This window comes from Rhizobium fabae, from assembly GCF_003985135.1.
GTDB classification, from domain to species: domain Bacteria; phylum Pseudomonadota; class Alphaproteobacteria; order Rhizobiales; family Rhizobiaceae; genus Rhizobium; species Rhizobium pisi.
On sequence record NZ_ML133665.1, the window covers coordinates 72,591 to 88,204 of the forward strand.

Genomic DNA, 15,614 nt, shown 5'->3' on the forward strand with positions numbered 1-15,614 from the left:
CTCAAAGCGGCGAGAAAAGATCGACGGCCTGTTGGCCGCGCGGAGGCTGCTGCACTTCCATCAGGCGGCCGCGGCCGCCGTAGGAGATGCGGGCTTCGGCGATCTTGTCGTAGGAGATCTGGTTCTCGGCGTTGACGTCCTGCGGACGCACGATGCCGGCAACGTTCAGGATGCGCAGTTCCTGGTTCAGGCGCACTTCCTGCGAGCCCGAGATGACCAGGTTGCCGTTTTCGAGAATGCCGGTAACGACGGCCGCGACCAGAAGGGTCAGCTTATCGGTGCGCTCGATCTTGCCCTTGCCGTCGGTGCTGGTGTCGGAGCCATAGGTCAGGTCGGTCTTGGACTGGGGCGTCCAACCGAAGATCTGGGCGTTGACGTCCCAGTTCATGCCACTCGAATTCTTGCGGCTGCGGTTGGTCTCGTTGTCGAAGGAGCCTTTGTCGTTGATCTGGATATCGACGGTCAGGATGTCGCCCACGTTGAGAGCGCGCGCATCCTTGAAGAGAGCGGCCTGAGAATCGCTCCACAGCGAATAACCTTGCGCGACAGCGCGCGGCTGCTTCGGATAAAGCGCCATCTGCGGCGTCTGGCCGTAGGCAAGGCCGCTGCCGATCGGGCTCATGGCGGGCGCGCGGCCGATCTCGCTGACTGCCGTCGGAGTCTGGCAGCCTGCAAGGAGTGCGAGGGCGGCGATCGCGGCCGGGAAACGCATATTCATGAAGGATCCTTCGACGTATTGGGATCGGACGCACTGGCGATGACACTGGCGATGGCCGCCGCCTTCTGCGGGTCCATCTCGTTGAGGATGAGGCTCGACTGGCGCGGGCCGAGACGCATGATCACGGCGGACGCTACCTCGATCTTCATGTCCTGCAGCTGGATTGCGGCCGCGTCCGGCTTCATCTTCCTGTAGATCTCGGTGAGGCCGGCTTCCGCTTGCTTCAGGAAATCGTCGCGCCGCTTCAGCCAGTCCTGGTATTCGGCCTTGCGCTTGTCCATCTCGGCCATGCGGGCGTCGATATCGGCGCGAAGCTTTTCCAGCTCCTGCTTCTGCAGGAGGTAACGCTGGTCGCGGGCGGGATCGGCGATATTGGTGCAGAACTGCTTGATCTCGTCCTGGGACGTGATGTCGCCCTCCGGGTGCTCCTGCGCGAAGGCGCCGGGGATCGACAGCAGGACAAGGCCTGCCGCCGGCAGCGCCAGCCGGCGCAGGAGTTTCAGGACCGTCATATCTGCATTCATGATCGTCTTCATTGCAGTACAAGCTCCGCCTGCAGGGCGCCCGCCGACTTGATGCCCTGGAGAATGGCGATGATCCCATCCGGTTTCACGCCGATGTTGTTGAGACCGGCGACGAGGGTCCTGAGGTCGGGACCGTCTATGATGGCGACGCGCCCTCCGGTCTGCTGGGCCGCGATATCGGTCTGCGGCTGGACGGCGGTCCTGCCTTGCGAGAAGGGTTCGGGCTGGATGATCTGCGGTGTCTCGGTGACCTGGACCGTCAGGGTGCCGTAGCTGACGGCGACCGGCGAAACGCGGACGTCCGAGCCGATGACGATCGTTCCCGTGCGCTCGTTGATGACAACCTTGGCCGGGGTGTCGGTTTCGACGATGAGATTTTCGATATCGGCCATCAGCCGGGTGAGATCGGCCGTGCGCGGCTTCTGGATCACCACCTCCTGCGAATCCTTGGCTTCAGCGACCGGCCCGCCGAAACGCTGCGAGGCGTAACCGTTGACGATGTCGGCAATGCGGGTCGCCGTGGAGAAATCGGGATTGCGCAGTTGCAGGACGAGATTGACCGAGTCCTTGAAGCGGGACGGCAGTTCACGTTCGATGATCGCGCCGCCAGGCACCCGGCCGGCGGTGGTGACACCTTCGGTCACGGTCGCCGCCTGGCCCTGCGCCTGAAAACCGGAAACGATGGCGGCTCCCTGCGCAACGGCATAGATCTGGCCGTCGGCGCCCGAGAGCGAGGTCATGACGAGCGTGCCGCCGCGCAGCGACGTCGCATCGCCGAGCGAGCTCACGGTCACGTCGATACGGCTGCCGGGGCTTGCGAAAGGCGGCAGGTTGGCGGTGACCATCACGGCCGCCGTGTTCTTGGCGTTGGATTGGCCGCCCTGGGTCGAGATGCCGAGATTCTGCAACATCGCCCGCATCGACTGCTCGGTGAAGGGCGAGGAGCGGAAGCCATCGCCGGTCCCTTGCAGGCCGACGATGAGACCGTAGCCGATCAGCTGGTTGTCGCGGCCGGCCTGAAGGGAAGCGATATCCTTGATGCGGGAGGTCAGCGCCCAGGCGGGCGCGACATCAGCCAAACTCATGGCGAGAACCGCGACAAGGGTCAAGAAACGGAAGAACAATTTCATTTTGCCCTCACATGGACCGTGCCGTCCGCAAGCACCGTGCCGCTGACGATGACACCGGAATCCATATTGCGCGCGCGGATGAGCTGCCCCGTCGCGCCGTCTTCAAGCGGTGTGCCGGCCGCCGAGATCGTCATTGGGCCAAGAGAGACGACCAGGCGAATCGAGGAGCCGCGCGTCACCGTATAGGGCTCGCGCAAGGCCGAGACATCAATCGTGCGGCCCGGCAGCAGCGTGCGCTTGGAGACGAGGCCTTCGACCTGCGAAATCGATTTGGCGTAATCTCCGGCAAGGTTGGGGTTGGTGACCTCGACCTCCTGAAGCTGGCTGCCCGACAATGTGTCGCCGGGGTAGATGATCGTCGTCGGGACGACGGCATAGCCCATGCCGGCGTCCGCGCCCGCGGGCAAAACAATGCCCGCGATTGCGATCGTGGCTGCCGCCACCCATCCTGAGATGCGTCCTGCCCGGCAAAACATCATGTTTCGGCCCTTCCCTTTACTTCAGGTTCTTGCTGACGATGGAGGCCATTTCATCAGCGGTGGTGATCACCTTGGAATTCATTTCGTAAGCGCGCTGGGCCGATATCAGCTCGGTGATTTCCTTCACCGGGTCGACGTTCGAGGATTCCAGGTAACCCTGCTTCATGTAGGCGAAGCCTTCCTCATCAGGGTTGCCGATGACGGCCTCACCGGATGCCGGGGTCTGCTGGAAAAGGTTGTCGCCGATCGGCTGGAGACCCGCCTCGTTGACGAAGTCGGCAACCGTCAGCTGGCCGAGCGTGGTCGGAGTGGTCTGGCCGGGCAGCTTGGCGGACACCTGGCCGGAGCGGCTGATCGTCAGTTCGGTGGAGCCCTGCGGGATGGTAATACCTGGAAGGACTTCATAGCCGTCGATGGTGACGAGCTGGCCCTTGTCGTTCTTGTTGAAGGCGCCGGCGCGGGTATAGAGCGTGGTGCCATCGGTCGACTGGATCTGGAAGAAGCCCTTGCCGATCAGCGCCACGTCGAGGTCGTTGCCGGTCTGGGTGAGTTCGCCCTGGAGATGCAGGTTGCGGACCGCCGCGGTCTGGACGCCGAGGCCGATATTGGCGCCTTCCGGAACGACGGCCTGGTTGGCGCGGTTGGCGACGCCCTTGGCGCGTTCGGTCTGGTAGAGAAGGTCGGTGAACTCGGCGCGGGCGCGTTTGAAGCCCGTCGTATTGATGTTCGCGATGTTGTTCGCGATGACTTCCAGATTGGTCTGCTGGGCATCCATGCCCGTTGCTGCGATGGCGAGCGCTCTCATGTGTTCGTCCTCAAATCAGTTACATCTGCATCTTGGTGACATCGAGAAAGGCCGAGACGACCTTGTCGCGGATGGCGATCGCGGTCTGCAGCGTCTGCTCGGCCTGGAGCATGGAATCGACGACTTCTCGCGTCGTCGCCGTGCCCTTGATGCCGGCAAAGGACATGCTTTCCGCGCCTTTCAGGCTGTTGACCGCGTCGGTCGCCATGTTGCCCATGACCGAGGCGAAGCTCAGGCCGTTCGTGGCGCCCGCCGTGCCCGGCATGGTGGCCGCAGACGACGAGGCGGAATTTTCGGTGTCGACGGCGCCAAGCGCACGGGTCATCGAAAGATTGCTGACATTCTGGACGCTGCTGATCATTTATTATTGGCTCTTCAGAAGATCGATGGTGGACGAAATGAGGTCGCGGGTCTGCTTGATGGTCTGCAGGTTGGCGTCATACGAGCGGTTGGCCTCGCGCATGTCGGCCATCTCCACCAGGATGTTGACGTTCGGCAGCTTGACGACGCCCTTTTCGTTCGCGGCCGGATTGCTGGGGTCGAATTCGGTGCTGAATTCGCCTTCGTCGACGCCGACCTTCTTGACGTCGACGGTCTCGACGCCGCTCGTGCGGTCCATCTGCTGGCCGAAGGTGATCGTCTTGCGGCGATAGGGATCGGCGCCGGGCGTGTCGCCGGTCGAGCGGGCGTTGGCGATGTTTTCCGAGACGATGCGCAGGCGCGTCGATTGCGCCTCAAGCCCCGAACCGGCGATTTTCATAGCTGCTGAAAGCGGATCCATGACAATTACTTCCTGACGGTCATCAACATCATTCGATTGAAGGAACTGACCAGCGAGGTGTTGAGATCGTACTGGCGCTTGATATCACCCGACTTGGAGAGCTCTTCGGCCACACCGACCGTGTTGCCGGATTCCTGGATGCCGATTTCCTGGTCGAGGGCAGCGTCCTTGACGTCGATATCGCCGCTCTCGCTGAAATCGTTGCCGCTGAGATGGGCCGGATTGGTGCGCGCCATGGTGATGTCGGACTTGTCGAGCACCGCGTCGAAGGGCGTGACATCCTTGGCATGGAACTTCGGGGTATTGGCATTCGCGATGTTGCCGGCAACAACCTGCTGACGGATCGTCAGCCATTCCGCCTGCCGCGAAGCCAAGTCGAAAAGTTGGATCGGTTGCATGAGAACTCTCCGTTTTTACTGTCCCGAACCTAGTGAGGTAATCTTGCGTGGGACTTACGGGAATTCAGGCTTTGAGACGCTTTTCGGCGAATGCCGCAGACCGCTAAAAAAACCGGGGGCTCCAGCCGGTTCGCGGCGGAGCCCCTGTGGTCTTCGTTACCTGCGAGCAGGTTCAATTGTTCTGGTAGGTGTCGCCCTTGGAGGTAACGATCACCCATTTTCCGTCGCGTTGCTCAAGAGCCGCAAGGCGGCTTTCGTCGGGCAGGATCGAGCCGATGCGGACCACATACATGCCCGAGGGATCCTCGATCAGCGCCCGGCCATTGGAGACGTGCAGCAGGCGGAAGGGAGACTTGCCCGGGAAGGGCTGATCTTCTATCGCGCCGCCGTCGCGCTCCTTGCCGAGATCGGAGACCGTCGCGGTCGTCAGCGGATCGATCGGTGGAGCCTTTTTGTCTCCTTCGTTCTTGTTGACCATGGCAAGCGGCGAGACGCTGAAGACGTTGCGGGCCGGCCAATCCGGCAATTCGCGCGAATTGCCGCTCGCGGCGACATGGATGCCGAACTTGTCCTCGTTGAAGAAGACGTACCAGGGGAAGAAGGCGGAGGCGCCGGCGAGCGCCAGGCCTGCAAAGGTCAGAAACCGATCCAGCACGGCAGTCTTCCTGCGCTGCTTCAGGGAAGCGATGCGTTCGTCGTCGAATTCAGCCACGTCTATCTCCTCTGGATGGGTCCGCCCGGATTGCCCATACCGGCTGCGGCCTTGAGCGCGCCGGCGAGATCGGCAAAGGCATCGGGCGCGTCGCGGTCGCCCGGCGACTGTTTCAGGACGTCGTAAATGATCGGCACCTGCTTGATCGCCATGTCGAGATCGGGATCGGCGCCCTGGCGGTAACCGCCGATCATGCGCAGGTCACGCGTTTCCTCGAAGCGGTGGATCAGCACCTTTAGCCGCGACACCAGTTTTTCCTGATCCGGTGTCCAGGCCTTGCGGGCAAGACGCGAGATCGAGGCGAGCGGATCGATCGGCGGATAACGCCCTTCTTCGGCGAGACTGCGCTGCAGGACGATATGGCCGTCGAGGATGCCGCGCGTCGAATCGGCGATCGGGTCATTGTGGTTGTCGCCGTCGACGAGGATCGAGATGATCGCCGTGATGGTGCCGGCACCCTCGGGACCGGGACCTGCACGTTCCAGAAGGCGCGGCAGTTCGGTGAAGACTGAAGCGGGATAACCACGCGCGATCGGCGGCTCGCCGGAGGCGGTCGCCACTTCGCGGATTGCGTGGGCGAAACGCGTGACGCTGTCGACGATGAAGAGAACGTTTTCGCCCTTGTCGCGGAAATGCTCGGCGATGGTGACCGCCGTCAGCGGCGCCATCTTGCGCAGCATCGGGCTTTCGTCGCTGGTGGCGACGACGGCGATCGCCTTCTTCATATTGCTGCCGAGCGTGTCCTCGATGAATTCGCGCACCTCGCGGCCGCGCTCGCCGACAAGGGCGATCACCACCTTGTCGAAGGCATCGGCACGGGCGAGCATGGACAACAGCGTCGACTTGCCGACCCCGGAACCGGCGAAGATGCCGAGGCGCTGCCCGAGGCAGAGCGGCGAGAAGATGTCGATTGCGCGCACGCCGGTCTTGAAGCCGGTCTCGACCCGCTTGCGGGTCATCGAGGGCGGCGCGGTATTGGAAATCGAGCGGCGATCGAGCCCCTCGGTGATAGGACCCAGCCCGTCGATCGGCTCGCAGAGCGAGTTGAGGGTGCGTCCGCACCAGCTATCCGACGGTGAAATGCGGAAGGCGCCCTTACGAATGACCGTATCGTGGATGCCGATCGGCTCGCCCGGCTCGATCGGGCAGACATAGATCAATTCCGGCTCGACGCGTACGACTTCGCCGAGATGGATGCCGGTGGCCGATTTATGAGCCACGAACTCTCCGAGGCGAACGTGGCGGGATAGGCCGCGGACGGTATAGTGACCGGCGGCGATGGTCTGCACGCGGCCGCCATGGGCAACGGCAAACTCCGGTGAGACGTATCGGTCGACGAGGTCTGCCAGATGCGCGAGCTTCGGGGAAAGGCTATCCTCGGACAGCAGCGTGGTGTTCATGCTTCAAATCCCGCCCTAAACACATCGCGTGCGGCATCATGCCGTTCTCGCAAACCCGCCGGACATTTTTGGGCGAGATGCATTAGCGGCTGCCCCCGAGCGTCTGGACGGCTTCCTTGAATGAATCCTCGCTATCACGCATCAGCGACGAGACGCTTTCGAAGGCGCGGTTGACTTCGATCAGCTGGGTGATCTCTCGCATCGCGTTGACGTTCGAATTTTCGAGATAGCCCTGTTCGACACCGACATTGAAGCGGTCGACCACGGCCCGCGGCTGCTCGGTGGTCATGATGCCGCTGTTTTCGTAACGCAGGTAACCCTTGCTGACATCCGCTTCGAACAGGCCGAGGGAGGCGACCTGACGGCCGTCCTGATAGATGATGCCGTCGGTGCCGACGGCCGGTTCGCCACCTTTGGTGTTGAGCTGAATAGGCGCGCCGCCGGCGTCGAGAACGGGATATCCCCTGATCGAGACGAGCTCGCCGGTGTCCTTGAGCGTGAAGCGGCCGTCCCGCGTCAGTACCTGGCCGGCTGGCGTATCGAGCGAAAACCAGGCATCGCCCTTGATGGCGAAATCGAGCATGTTGCCGGTGTGCTGCAGTTCGCCGTTCTGCTCGTTGAGGTAGTCGTTGCCCTGCGAAACGAAAGCGACCTTGGTGTTCAGCTTGTTCTTGGTGTTTGCCACCATCTCGTCGAACTTCACCTCGGTGGCGCGAAATCCGGTCGTGTTCACGTTCGCCATGTTGTCTGCGATGGTGTTCAGGCGCTTTTCCAGAGCCATCTGCGACGACAGAGAAACATAAAGACCGGATTGCATGTCGGTAAGCTCCAAGCATTGGCGATGAACGGAACGAAAAGCCGGGCTCGTTTGTCTGGTTCGGCCGGAATTTCGCTGAGGCGGCATCTCAGAAACGGGCGCGGACGCCCATTCGTCTCCTTTAGACTGACGGCAGATGCTTGCGCGAAGCTGGCACGGGCAAATGCCCCGCGACCGGCCTTTTCATCAGCCTCACGCAAGGCAGAAACCTTATCCGTCTCAAAGAAAAGCAACGTTCGGATTGGGCTGACGATGAATATTATTATCGGATTTATTGTTGTCTGCGGCTGTATCGTCGGCAGCTTCATGGCAATGGGCGGCGAGGTGAACGCGCTGTTCCAGCCCTTCGAATTCCTCATCATCGGCGGCGCTGGTCTCGGCAGCTTCATCATGGCGAACCCGATGAAGGTCGTGAAGGACTCCGGCAAGGCGCTCGGCGAAGCCTTCAAGCACGCCGTGCCGAAGGAACGCAATTATCTCGATACGCTCGGCGTGCTCTATTCGCTGATGCGCGACCTGCGCACCAAGTCACGAAACGAAATCGAAGCCCATATCGACAATCCGGCCGAATCGACCATCTTTCAGCTGGCTCCGACCGTTCTGAAGAACAAGGAACTGACCGCGTTCATCTGCGACTACGTGCGCCTGATCATCATTGGCAACGCCCGCAGCCACGAGATCGAGGCGCTGATGGACGAAGAGCTCAACACCATCATGCACGACAAGATGAAGCCCTATCACGCGATCCAGATCATGGGCGATTCCTTCCCGGCGATCGGTATCGTCGCGGCCGTTCTCGGCGTCATCAAGGCGATGGCACATATCAACGATTCGCCCGAGGTGCTCGGTCACCTGATCGGCTCGGCGCTCGTCGGCACCTTCCTCGGCATTCTCTTGTCCTACTGCGTCTGCTCGCCGCTGGTCTCCCAGATCAAGGTCGTGCGCGGCAAGCAGCATCGCCTTTACGTCATCGTCAAACAGACGCTGCTTGCCTACATGAATGGGTCGGTGCCGCAGGTCGCTCTCGAATATGGCCGCAAGACGATCTCGGCTTACGAGCGTCCTTCCATCGATGCTGTCGAACAGGAAATGATGAACCCAGGCGGCGAAAACAAGGCGGCTTAAATGACCATGAGCAAAGCTTCGCACGACAAACCGGCAATGGATCCTGCCCTTCTCGCCAAGCTGACGGGCGGGCTCGGTGACAGAGGCAGGGTCGCCAAGATCTGCAGTTCCTTCGGAGATATCTACAGCGAATTTTTTCCCGACGTCATCAAGAGCGAAACCGGGCTCGACGTGACGGTCAACTATCTCGGCTGCGAGATCGGCTATAAGAACCACCTGATCGACGACCTCAGCCCGAACGTCACGCTCGTCGATGCGACGCTGCGCAATTGGTCGCAGAACATCACCGTCGCCTGCGGCAACGGTTTCGTCATCACACTGATGGAACATCTCCTCGGCGCTACGGCCGACACGATCGAGGAGCCGGCCGACCGGCTGCTGTCGATCATCGAACTCGACCTGGCGGTCATGGTCTTCGACAAGATCGCCAAGGTGCTGCGCTCGGCCGTCAACGCGCCTGGCGGTTTCGAACCGAGCCTTTCGGCCCCGCACGCTCATGAGGCGCGCACCCGGCCGCCGGAAGACCGTCCAGACGAATTCGCTGCCGCCATCAACATGTCGATCACGCTTGCCGGCATCGTTTCGGAATTTTCCCTGATCGTTCCGCAGACGGCGCTGCTCAAGACGACGGTGACGCCGCCGAAACCGAAGCGCCAATCCAGCGGCAAATCTCAGGAATGGACCGAACAGCTCGGCGACCAGGTCCGCCGCTCGCATGTCACGCTGGAAGCCAAGATCAGGCTGCAGGATCTGACGCTGCGCACGATATCGAAGCTGATGGTCGGCGACGTCATTCCGTTCCGCGACCGTGGCGACGTGCACGTCGAGGTCAGCGCCAACAGCAAGGAATTGTATGTGTGCGAGTTCGGGCGTTCAGGCGAAAACTACATGGTCCGCGTCAAGGATACGATGAACTCGGATGACGAACTCATCCGTCATTTAATGAATTAATCGGTTCTCTGGCTTTTGGGCTGCAAAGGCAGTTTGAGGCAAGTTTCAACTGGAATAGTGATTTCATGGCTACGAAGAAAACACAGCAGAACAGTGACTTCCCCCTGGACGTTCCGGGCAGCGAGGCCGATCTCGACCAGGCGATCGACGATCTGCGCGGCGTCCTGAAGAAGGACGTCGACGGCGACCTGCCGCAGTTTGGCGATGACCTGCAGAACGACGCCTTCGCTGCAGGAACGGACCTGTCGCCGTTCGGCGGCGATACCTCGGAAAGCCCTTTCGGCAGCGACGATTTCGGCGGCGACTTCGGCGGTGGCGATGCCAGCCCGGCTGCGGGCATGGATTTCGGCAGCAGCCCCTCCTTCGAGGCCTCGCCGGCTCCGCTCGGCAGCGCCCTGACCTCCAATCTCGACCTGATCATGGACATCCCGATCGATGTCCAGATCATGCTCGGCACCAGCCGCATGCAGGTCTCCGGCCTGATGAATCTCAATGAAGGGGCGACGATCGCCCTCGATAAAAAGATCGGCGAACCGGTCGAGATCATGGTGAACGGCCGCAGGATTGCACGCGGCGAGATTACGGTGCTTGATAACGACGACACCCGATTCGGTGTGAAACTGATAGAAGTTTTGAGTACGAAAAAAGCCTGATCCCTGTGTGGGACGGAGAGGTTAGACCATGATGGACTTTGACGATTTCGGCGGCGCGCTAGCCGGGAAACCGTTGACCCAGGCTGAAAAGGCGGCGGCTGTTCTTCTCGCGATGGGAAAGGGAGTCGCCGGCCGGCTGTTGAAATATTTCACCCAGGCCGAACTACAGACCATTATCTCATCCGCCCAGTCGCTGCGCGCCATTCCCCCGGACGAACTCCTGTCGCTCGTCGGCGAGTTCGAGGACCTCTTCACCGAGGGCGCCGGCCTGATGGACAACGCCAAGGCGATCGAAGCCATTCTGGAAGAAGGCCTGACGCCTGACGAGGTCGACAGCCTGCTTGGCCGCCGCACCGCATTCCAGGCCTACGAGACCTCGATCTGGGATCGCCTCAGCGAGGCGGAGCCGGCATTCGTCGCCCAGTTCCTGCTGCGCGAACACCCGCAGACCGTTGCCTATATTCTTTCGATGATGCCCTCGTCCTTCGGCGCCAAGGTGCTGCTGCAGCTTCCCGACAATCGTCGCGCCGACATCATGAACCGTACGGTCAACATGAAGACCGTCAGCCCGAAGGCCGCGCAGATCATCGAGAACCAGGTCATGACGCTGCTTGCCGAAGTCGAGGCAGAGCGCAACGCGGCCGGCTCGACGAAGGTCGCCGACCTCATGAACGAGCTCGACAAGCCGCAGGTCGACACGCTGCTCACCTCGCTCGAATCGATCAGCCGCGAATCGGTCAACAAGGTCCGCCCGAAGATCTTCCTCTTCGAGGACCTCATGTACATGCCGCAGCGCAGCCGCGTCATGCTGCTCAACGACATCTCGACGGATGTGCTCACCGTCGCGTTGCGCGGTGCGCCTGCCGAGATCCGCGAATCGGTTCTCTCCGCCATCAGTCCTCGCCAGCGCCGCATGATCGAATCGGATCTGCAGAACGGCATGGGCGGCATCAATCCGCGCGAGATCGCCATTGCGCGGCGCGCCGTGGCACAGGAAGCCATTCGCCTGGCCAATTCAGGCCAGATCGAGCTTAAGGAGAAGGCCGGCGACGCCTCGGCGGCGGCCTAATTCTCCGAGACTGTTGACAAATCAGGCCCGGCGAAAGGCAGCGGTTGATCGCCGTCCGACAGGCGACTACCCTTCTCATAATAGGCTGCGCTCTAGAGCGCGTCGCATGGAACTCGGTTCCGCGACGCGCTTTAGGTTTTTGTTTTGATGCATGTCGCCCAAAACCGCTGCATATTTTGGGCGACATGCATTAGCTGCCGCCTCTTTCTTTGACGGAGGGCCGCGACTTGGCAGATGATGACAAGGACAGCAAAACAGAAGCCCCTACCGCGAAAAAGCGAACCGATGCTGCTGAGAAAGGCAACACCCCGTTTTCGCGCGAACTGTCGATCTTCGCGACCATCCTCGCCACATTCATCTATCTGGTGTTCTTCATTCCGGAGAGCGTCGGGCGCATGACCGAGACGCTGCGCGATATCTTCGAGCAGCCCGACCAGTGGAAGATCGAAACGGGGCCGGATATTCTGGCGCTCTTCGTTCGGCTTGGCTGGGCAAGTGCGGCGCTGCTTGCGCCTGCCTTCATCCTGTTCATGGTGTTCGGCATCGCCTCCTCCGTCTTCCAGAACCTGCCGACGCCGGTGCTCGAACGCATCCGGCCGCAGGCCTCGCGCATCTCTCCGGTCAAGGGCTGGACGCGGCTATTCAGCCTGCCCGGCCTCATCGAATTCGCAAAATCGCTGTTCAAGGTCGTCGTCGTCGGGGTTATCCTGTTCTTCGTGCTGAGGAGCGAATATTTCAGCTCGATCGATGCGATGTTCTCCGATCCGCAGACGATCCTCGTGCGGATGATGACGGCGATGCGCAAGATCATCATCGTCATGCTGATCGCCACCGCGATCGTCGCCATCGCCGATCTTTTCTGGACGCGCCATCACTGGTTCACCGAGCTGAAGATGACGCGGCACGAGGTGAAGGAAGAAAACAAGCAGGCGCAGGGCGATCCCTTCGTCAAGAGCCGGCAGCGCTCGCTGATGCGCGACCGCGCACGACGGCGCATGATCGCCAACGTGCACCGCGCGACGCTCGTCATCGCCAACCCGACGCACTATGCGGTGGCGCTGCGCTATGCGCGCGAAGAAAACGACGCACCTGTCGTGCTGGCCAAGGGGCAGGACCTGATTGCGCTCAAGATCAGGGAGATCGCCGAGCAAAACGGCATACCGGTGTTCGAGGATCCGCCGCTCGCGCGCTCCATGTTTGCGCAAGTCTCGGTCGATAGTGTCATACCGTCAGTCTTCTATAAGGCCGTTGCGGAGCTGATCCATCGGGTCTACGCCGCAGACGCCAAGAACAAACGGGTAAGATAAGCCTAATGAAAAAATGCCCTCACTCTACCCAGCGTGAAAAGATCCTCGCAGATGCGATCAGCCCGGTCGCCACGGAACTGCGCCTTCTGGATGCCTCTGACCTTATTTCGCTGCTGCGCTTCGAGTATTACGGCAATCTTTCCGATCTCGTCGCTTCGGCCGCCGAACTTTTCTTTCACCCGGGCACCGTGAATTTCGGTCTGGGCGGAAACTATACGCTGGAATGGGGCGGCAAGCCCGAAGTCGTTCTCGATCTCGAAATCAAGCCGCGCGGCGTCACCATCTATGCGCAGCTCACCCTTGCCGAAGATCACGCCGGCATCGAGATCAACCACATCGCCTTCCAGGATCCCTCGGCCGATCCCGACGCAAATACCGTCTTCCTGGAAAAGAGCCTTCGGGAATCACGCTACAGTTTGAACCAGCCGCCGCAGGCGCTGGCGGGCTGACCTTCTTTCACGACAATGAAAATTTGTGCGCCCTTCGACAACGGAGGACGCACATGGTTTCAGCTGATATAGCCGAGCCGAATCGCCTTGGCGATCGCCTGGATGCGATTGACGGAATCGAGCTTGATGGTCGCCGAGCCGAGATAGGCGTTCACGGTGTGCACGGACAAGCCGAGCTTGTCGGCGATTTCTTCGCTGATGCGGCCGTCGCCGGCAAGCTGCAGACACGCGATCTCGCGTTCGCTGAGCGCCTCGGCGGCAGCCGCGCGGCGCTCGTCGAGCGAGAGCAGATCCATCATGATGTGGCAGCAGCGGCCGTGCAGCTCGACGATCGTATCGCTCGAGGGATCGAGTTCATCGCCGGTGAAAAGGATGAAGCCGTTGCCGACGGCGCCGAGCCGCACCGGAAAGGCGAGGCCGGAGAAAAGCAGGATGCCATCCTTCAGCCGCGTCATGAACGGCGAGAAGTCCGCCGGGCCGGGTGCGGCACGGTCGTAACCGCCGGCCCATGAAAGCGGCAGCAGCGATTTTTCGATATGGTCGAGGAGGATATCGCCATAGGCATCCGTGAACGCCTTGCCGAAACCGGCATTGGACGAACCCCAGTTCTCGAGCTCGCAGACCAGGCGCTGCTTTGCCGGCAGGCCGGAGCCGCTGACACGATAGATAGCGAACCCCTGAGCATCGGCGAGCTTCTGCATCGCGATCAGCCGCGGAAAGAGATCGGATCGGCTGGAAATCCTGTTCACACGCACCATGCGCAGCTGCTCCGCACCGCTCATCGTCCTGGCTGATGGATGCGCCATGGATCCTCCTTATACGAGATTGTTGCGGACGGCGAAGGCAATGGCCTCGGACCGGGTCTTGGTCGCCGTCTTGCGCATCACGCTGGTGATGTAGTTGTTGATCGTATTGCGGGAGATTCCGAGGATCATCGCGATCTCGTCGCTGGTCTTGCCCTCGGCGATCCAGAACAGGCATTCGAGCTCGCGGTCCGTCAATTCGAAATCGCGGTCGACCTTTGTGCCGCCGCAGCGAAGGAAGCTCGCGACATAGCCTGCCAACAGGCCCACATCCCGCAGACGCTCCGGCGAAAGGATGAACCCCTCACCGAACAGGAACATCAGGGCGAGCCGCGACCGGCCGACATTGAAGGTCAACGAACAATATTGGCGGCTGGCGCCATCGGGCACCTCGGCATTGTCGGGCAGAAGACCGAAATTCGGCTGGAAGACCTGCATGCATTTTTCCAGCTCGGTGGAACGAGCATAGCCGCTGACCAGTTCGTTGGCGATGTCCTTGACCAGATCGAAGGGCCAGTCCGAGGAAACGATGAAGTCGAGACCGCTTTCCTGGATCAGGTCGCAGCGCGCCAGCAGGTAGTGAGAAGCACCGACATATTCCGTCAATGCCCGCAGCCCGGACTGCAACCTGCCAGTGTCGGCGACACCGTGCAGGCGCTGGATCAGCTCATCGCGCGGCAATAGAGCCGGCGCTGCCACGCTCATAAAATTCGCCATTTGCCCCTCGCCCCTGCTCGCCTGAAATATGTTCATATCCATTGGCAATTTCCTGCGACTGAGGAACGATCTAACTCGGTGCAACAGCAGTTTTTGTGTAAAGGATTCAATTCAAGTCCCGCTCGAATCCTACTTCGAATCACCTAAGGGTAAGCCAGCCGGTGTAAATCACCATCTCCGACTTCTAGGGATTTACTTTCGCTGCTGCCCATGCATTGATTCGAGCACCAATTGCGCCCCTCAAGATACAAGGGAGGCTAAGATGATTCTGGCTGTACCGCAACTTGATTCGCGTTTTACGCGAGTGACCCTCTACAAGCTTATCCGTCTTTTCTACAGCGCAACGTCAATGCAACTGACATTATATTCCTATTCATGTTCCCGGCATTGGCTATATCGGAAGAGAGCCGTGTAACGTCGCCACGATGTGGCCTCGGCATTTTTCCCGACCATGCGGAACCGCAGTTTTCAACTGGGCAATACTCGTGACTGCGCGACAGACTTTGCATCTATATTCTCGGGACTTCGATTGGGGCAACGCGATGGGTCCTGCTTGCTTCACGGAGGCCGATAACATTCTCGTGACATGAAAAAAGGCCGGTTGCCCGGCCTTCAGACTGCTGACAAACCCCTGGCACCGTCCAGGGGCTTATGATTCATTGGGACATGTTGAAGAAACCTGCCCCCACCCAGACGGCTCTTGAGATGGTGACGCTTGATAGCCTGGTGCCGAAGGATCACCTGCTTCGCAAGATCGACGCGGTGATCGACTTTTC

19 protein-coding genes are annotated in these 15,614 nt (G+C 60.7%); 6 read left to right on the plus strand and 13 right to left on the minus strand.

From position 1 onward, the window contains the following. Position 1: 1 nt before the first annotated feature. The 11 genes from flgH to flgF all read right to left on the minus strand — a co-directional run bounded on the left by flgH (position 2) and on the right by flgF (position 7,764). The gene (gene flgH, locus EFB14_RS30815; RefSeq protein ID WP_125842565.1) at positions 2-718 is read right to left on the minus strand and encodes a flagellar basal body L-ring protein FlgH; all 717 of its coding nucleotides are present in this window, start codon (positions 716-718) and stop codon (positions 2-4) included. Continuing rightward, the gene (locus EFB14_RS30820) at positions 715-1,254 is read right to left on the minus strand and encodes a MotE family protein (protein ID WP_126830450.1); all 540 of its coding nucleotides are present in this window, start codon (positions 1,252-1,254) and stop codon (positions 715-717) included. The genes flgH and EFB14_RS30820 overlap by 4 nt, the downstream gene beginning before the upstream one ends. Next, on the minus strand, positions 1,251-2,372 hold the full coding sequence (locus EFB14_RS30825; RefSeq protein WP_125842561.1) for a flagellar basal body P-ring protein FlgI: 1,122 nt from the start codon (positions 2,370-2,372) through the stop codon (positions 1,251-1,253). Before EFB14_RS30825 ends, EFB14_RS30820 begins: the two co-directional genes overlap by 4 nt. Continuing rightward, entirely contained in the window at positions 2,369-2,851 is a 483-nt protein-coding gene (gene flgA / locus EFB14_RS30830; RefSeq protein WP_125842559.1) for a flagellar basal body P-ring formation chaperone FlgA, read from the minus strand. Before flgA ends, EFB14_RS30825 begins: the two co-directional genes overlap by 4 nt. A gap of 16 nt (positions 2,852-2,867) precedes the next feature. Further along, positions 2,868-3,656, minus strand: a complete 789-nt coding sequence (gene flgG, locus EFB14_RS30835) for a flagellar basal-body rod protein FlgG (RefSeq protein WP_125842557.1) — start codon at positions 3,654-3,656, stop codon at positions 2,868-2,870. Positions 3,657-3,675: 19 nt separating this feature from the next. Further along, a complete protein-coding gene (gene fliE, locus EFB14_RS30840) occupies positions 3,676-4,017 on the minus strand; it encodes a flagellar hook-basal body complex protein FliE (protein ID WP_125842555.1) in 342 nt (113 codons plus the stop codon). A 3-nt stretch (positions 4,018-4,020) separates the two neighbouring features. Continuing rightward, positions 4,021-4,437, minus strand: coding sequence for a flagellar basal body rod protein FlgC (gene flgC / locus EFB14_RS30845; protein WP_125842553.1), 417 nt, complete (start codon positions 4,435-4,437; stop codon positions 4,021-4,023). A 5-nt stretch (positions 4,438-4,442) separates the two neighbouring features. Further along, complete coding sequence (gene flgB / locus EFB14_RS30850; protein ID WP_125842551.1) at positions 4,443-4,835, minus strand: flagellar basal body rod protein FlgB; 393 nt, start codon at positions 4,833-4,835, stop codon at positions 4,443-4,445. A 172-nt stretch (positions 4,836-5,007) separates the two neighbouring features. Further along, positions 5,008-5,547, minus strand: a complete 540-nt coding sequence (locus EFB14_RS30855; protein ID WP_125842550.1) for a flagellar protein — start codon at positions 5,545-5,547, stop codon at positions 5,008-5,010. 2 nt (positions 5,548-5,549) lie between these two features. Beyond that, positions 5,550-6,947, minus strand: coding sequence for a flagellar protein export ATPase FliI (fliI, locus tag EFB14_RS30860; RefSeq protein WP_125842548.1), 1,398 nt, complete (start codon positions 6,945-6,947; stop codon positions 5,550-5,552). Positions 6,948-7,029: 82 nt separating this feature from the next. Next, a complete protein-coding gene (gene flgF / locus EFB14_RS30865) occupies positions 7,030-7,764 on the minus strand; it encodes a flagellar basal-body rod protein FlgF (RefSeq protein WP_125842546.1) in 735 nt (244 codons plus the stop codon). A 252-nt stretch (positions 7,765-8,016) separates the two neighbouring features. On the opposite strand from flgF, the gene motA reads away from it, so the two are divergent. The 6 genes from motA to EFB14_RS30895 all read left to right on the plus strand — a co-directional run bounded on the left by motA (position 8,017) and on the right by EFB14_RS30895 (position 13,318). After that, positions 8,017-8,889 (plus strand): flagellar motor stator protein MotA, encoded by an 873-nt coding sequence (motA, locus tag EFB14_RS30870; protein WP_125842544.1) that lies wholly within the window; start codon positions 8,017-8,019, stop codon positions 8,887-8,889. Beyond that, a complete protein-coding gene (locus EFB14_RS30875) occupies positions 8,890-9,840 on the plus strand; it encodes a FliM/FliN family flagellar motor switch protein (RefSeq protein ID WP_126830452.1) in 951 nt (316 codons plus the stop codon). Between the two features lie 65 nt (positions 9,841-9,905). Next, the gene (gene fliN / locus EFB14_RS30880; protein ID WP_126830454.1) at positions 9,906-10,493 is read left to right on the plus strand and encodes a flagellar motor switch protein FliN; all 588 of its coding nucleotides are present in this window, start codon (positions 9,906-9,908) and stop codon (positions 10,491-10,493) included. Positions 10,494-10,521: 28 nt separating this feature from the next. Further along, a complete protein-coding gene (gene fliG / locus EFB14_RS30885) occupies positions 10,522-11,562 on the plus strand; it encodes a flagellar motor switch protein FliG (RefSeq protein ID WP_125842538.1) in 1,041 nt (346 codons plus the stop codon). A gap of 227 nt (positions 11,563-11,789) precedes the next feature. Next, positions 11,790-12,869, plus strand: a complete 1,080-nt coding sequence (flhB, locus tag EFB14_RS30890; RefSeq protein WP_126830456.1) for a flagellar biosynthesis protein FlhB — start codon at positions 11,790-11,792, stop codon at positions 12,867-12,869. A gap of 5 nt (positions 12,870-12,874) precedes the next feature. Beyond that, a complete protein-coding gene (locus EFB14_RS30895) occupies positions 12,875-13,318 on the plus strand; it encodes a hypothetical protein (RefSeq protein ID WP_125842534.1) in 444 nt (147 codons plus the stop codon). A gap of 59 nt (positions 13,319-13,377) precedes the next feature. On the opposite strand, the gene visR is transcribed toward EFB14_RS30895, so the two are convergent. Together visR and visN are read right to left on the minus strand one after the other, a co-directional pair. Next, on the minus strand, positions 13,378-14,124 hold the full coding sequence (visR, locus tag EFB14_RS30900) for a transcriptional regulator VisR (protein WP_126830458.1): 747 nt from the start codon (positions 14,122-14,124) through the stop codon (positions 13,378-13,380). A 9-nt stretch (positions 14,125-14,133) separates the two neighbouring features. Next, positions 14,134-14,880 carry a transcriptional regulator VisN gene (gene visN, locus EFB14_RS30905; RefSeq protein WP_125842530.1) on the minus strand — a complete coding sequence of 249 codons (747 nt, stop codon included), beginning with the start codon at positions 14,878-14,880 and terminating at the stop codon, positions 14,134-14,136. Between the last annotated feature and the right edge of the window lie 734 nt (positions 14,881-15,614).

Excerpts from the sequence above, each read along its gene's own strand:
- flgH (WP_125842565.1), bottom strand. The coding sequence starts at position 718 with ATGAATATGCGTTTCCCGGCCGCGATCGCCGCCCTCGCACTCCTTGCA.
- EFB14_RS30820 (WP_126830450.1), bottom strand. The coding sequence starts at position 1,254 with ATGAAGACGATCATGAATGCAGATATGACGGTCCTGAAACTCCTGCGC.
- EFB14_RS30825 (WP_125842561.1), bottom strand. The coding sequence starts at position 2,372 with ATGAAATTGTTCTTCCGTTTCTTGACCCTTGTCGCGGTTCTCGCCATG.
- flgA (WP_125842559.1), bottom strand. The coding sequence starts at position 2,851 with ATGATGTTTTGCCGGGCAGGACGCATCTCAGGATGGGTGGCGGCAGCC.
- flgG (WP_125842557.1), bottom strand. The coding sequence starts at position 3,656 with ATGAGAGCGCTCGCCATCGCAGCAACGGGCATGGATGCCCAGCAGACC.
- fliE (WP_125842555.1), bottom strand. The coding sequence starts at position 4,017 with ATGATCAGCAGCGTCCAGAATGTCAGCAATCTTTCGATGACCCGTGCG.
- flgC (WP_125842553.1), bottom strand. The coding sequence starts at position 4,437 with ATGGATCCGCTTTCAGCAGCTATGAAAATCGCCGGTTCGGGGCTTGAG.
- flgB (WP_125842551.1), bottom strand. The coding sequence starts at position 4,835 with ATGCAACCGATCCAACTTTTCGACTTGGCTTCGCGGCAGGCGGAATGG.
- fliI (WP_125842548.1), bottom strand. The coding sequence starts at position 6,947 with ATGAACACCACGCTGCTGTCCGAGGATAGCCTTTCCCCGAAGCTCGCG.
- flgF (WP_125842546.1), bottom strand. The coding sequence starts at position 7,764 with ATGCAATCCGGTCTTTATGTTTCTCTGTCGTCGCAGATGGCTCTGGAA.
- motA (WP_125842544.1), top strand. The coding sequence starts at position 8,017 with ATGAATATTATTATCGGATTTATTGTTGTCTGCGGCTGTATCGTCGGC.
- EFB14_RS30875 (WP_126830452.1), top strand. The coding sequence starts at position 8,890 with ATGACCATGAGCAAAGCTTCGCACGACAAACCGGCAATGGATCCTGCC.
- fliN (WP_126830454.1), top strand. The coding sequence starts at position 9,906 with ATGGCTACGAAGAAAACACAGCAGAACAGTGACTTCCCCCTGGACGTT.
- fliG (WP_125842538.1), top strand. The coding sequence starts at position 10,522 with ATGATGGACTTTGACGATTTCGGCGGCGCGCTAGCCGGGAAACCGTTG.
- EFB14_RS30895 (WP_125842534.1), top strand. The coding sequence starts at position 12,875 with ATGAAAAAATGCCCTCACTCTACCCAGCGTGAAAAGATCCTCGCAGAT.
- visR (WP_126830458.1), bottom strand. The coding sequence starts at position 14,124 with ATGGCGCATCCATCAGCCAGGACGATGAGCGGTGCGGAGCAGCTGCGC.
- visN (WP_125842530.1), bottom strand. The coding sequence starts at position 14,880 with ATGGATATGAACATATTTCAGGCGAGCAGGGGCGAGGGGCAAATGGCG.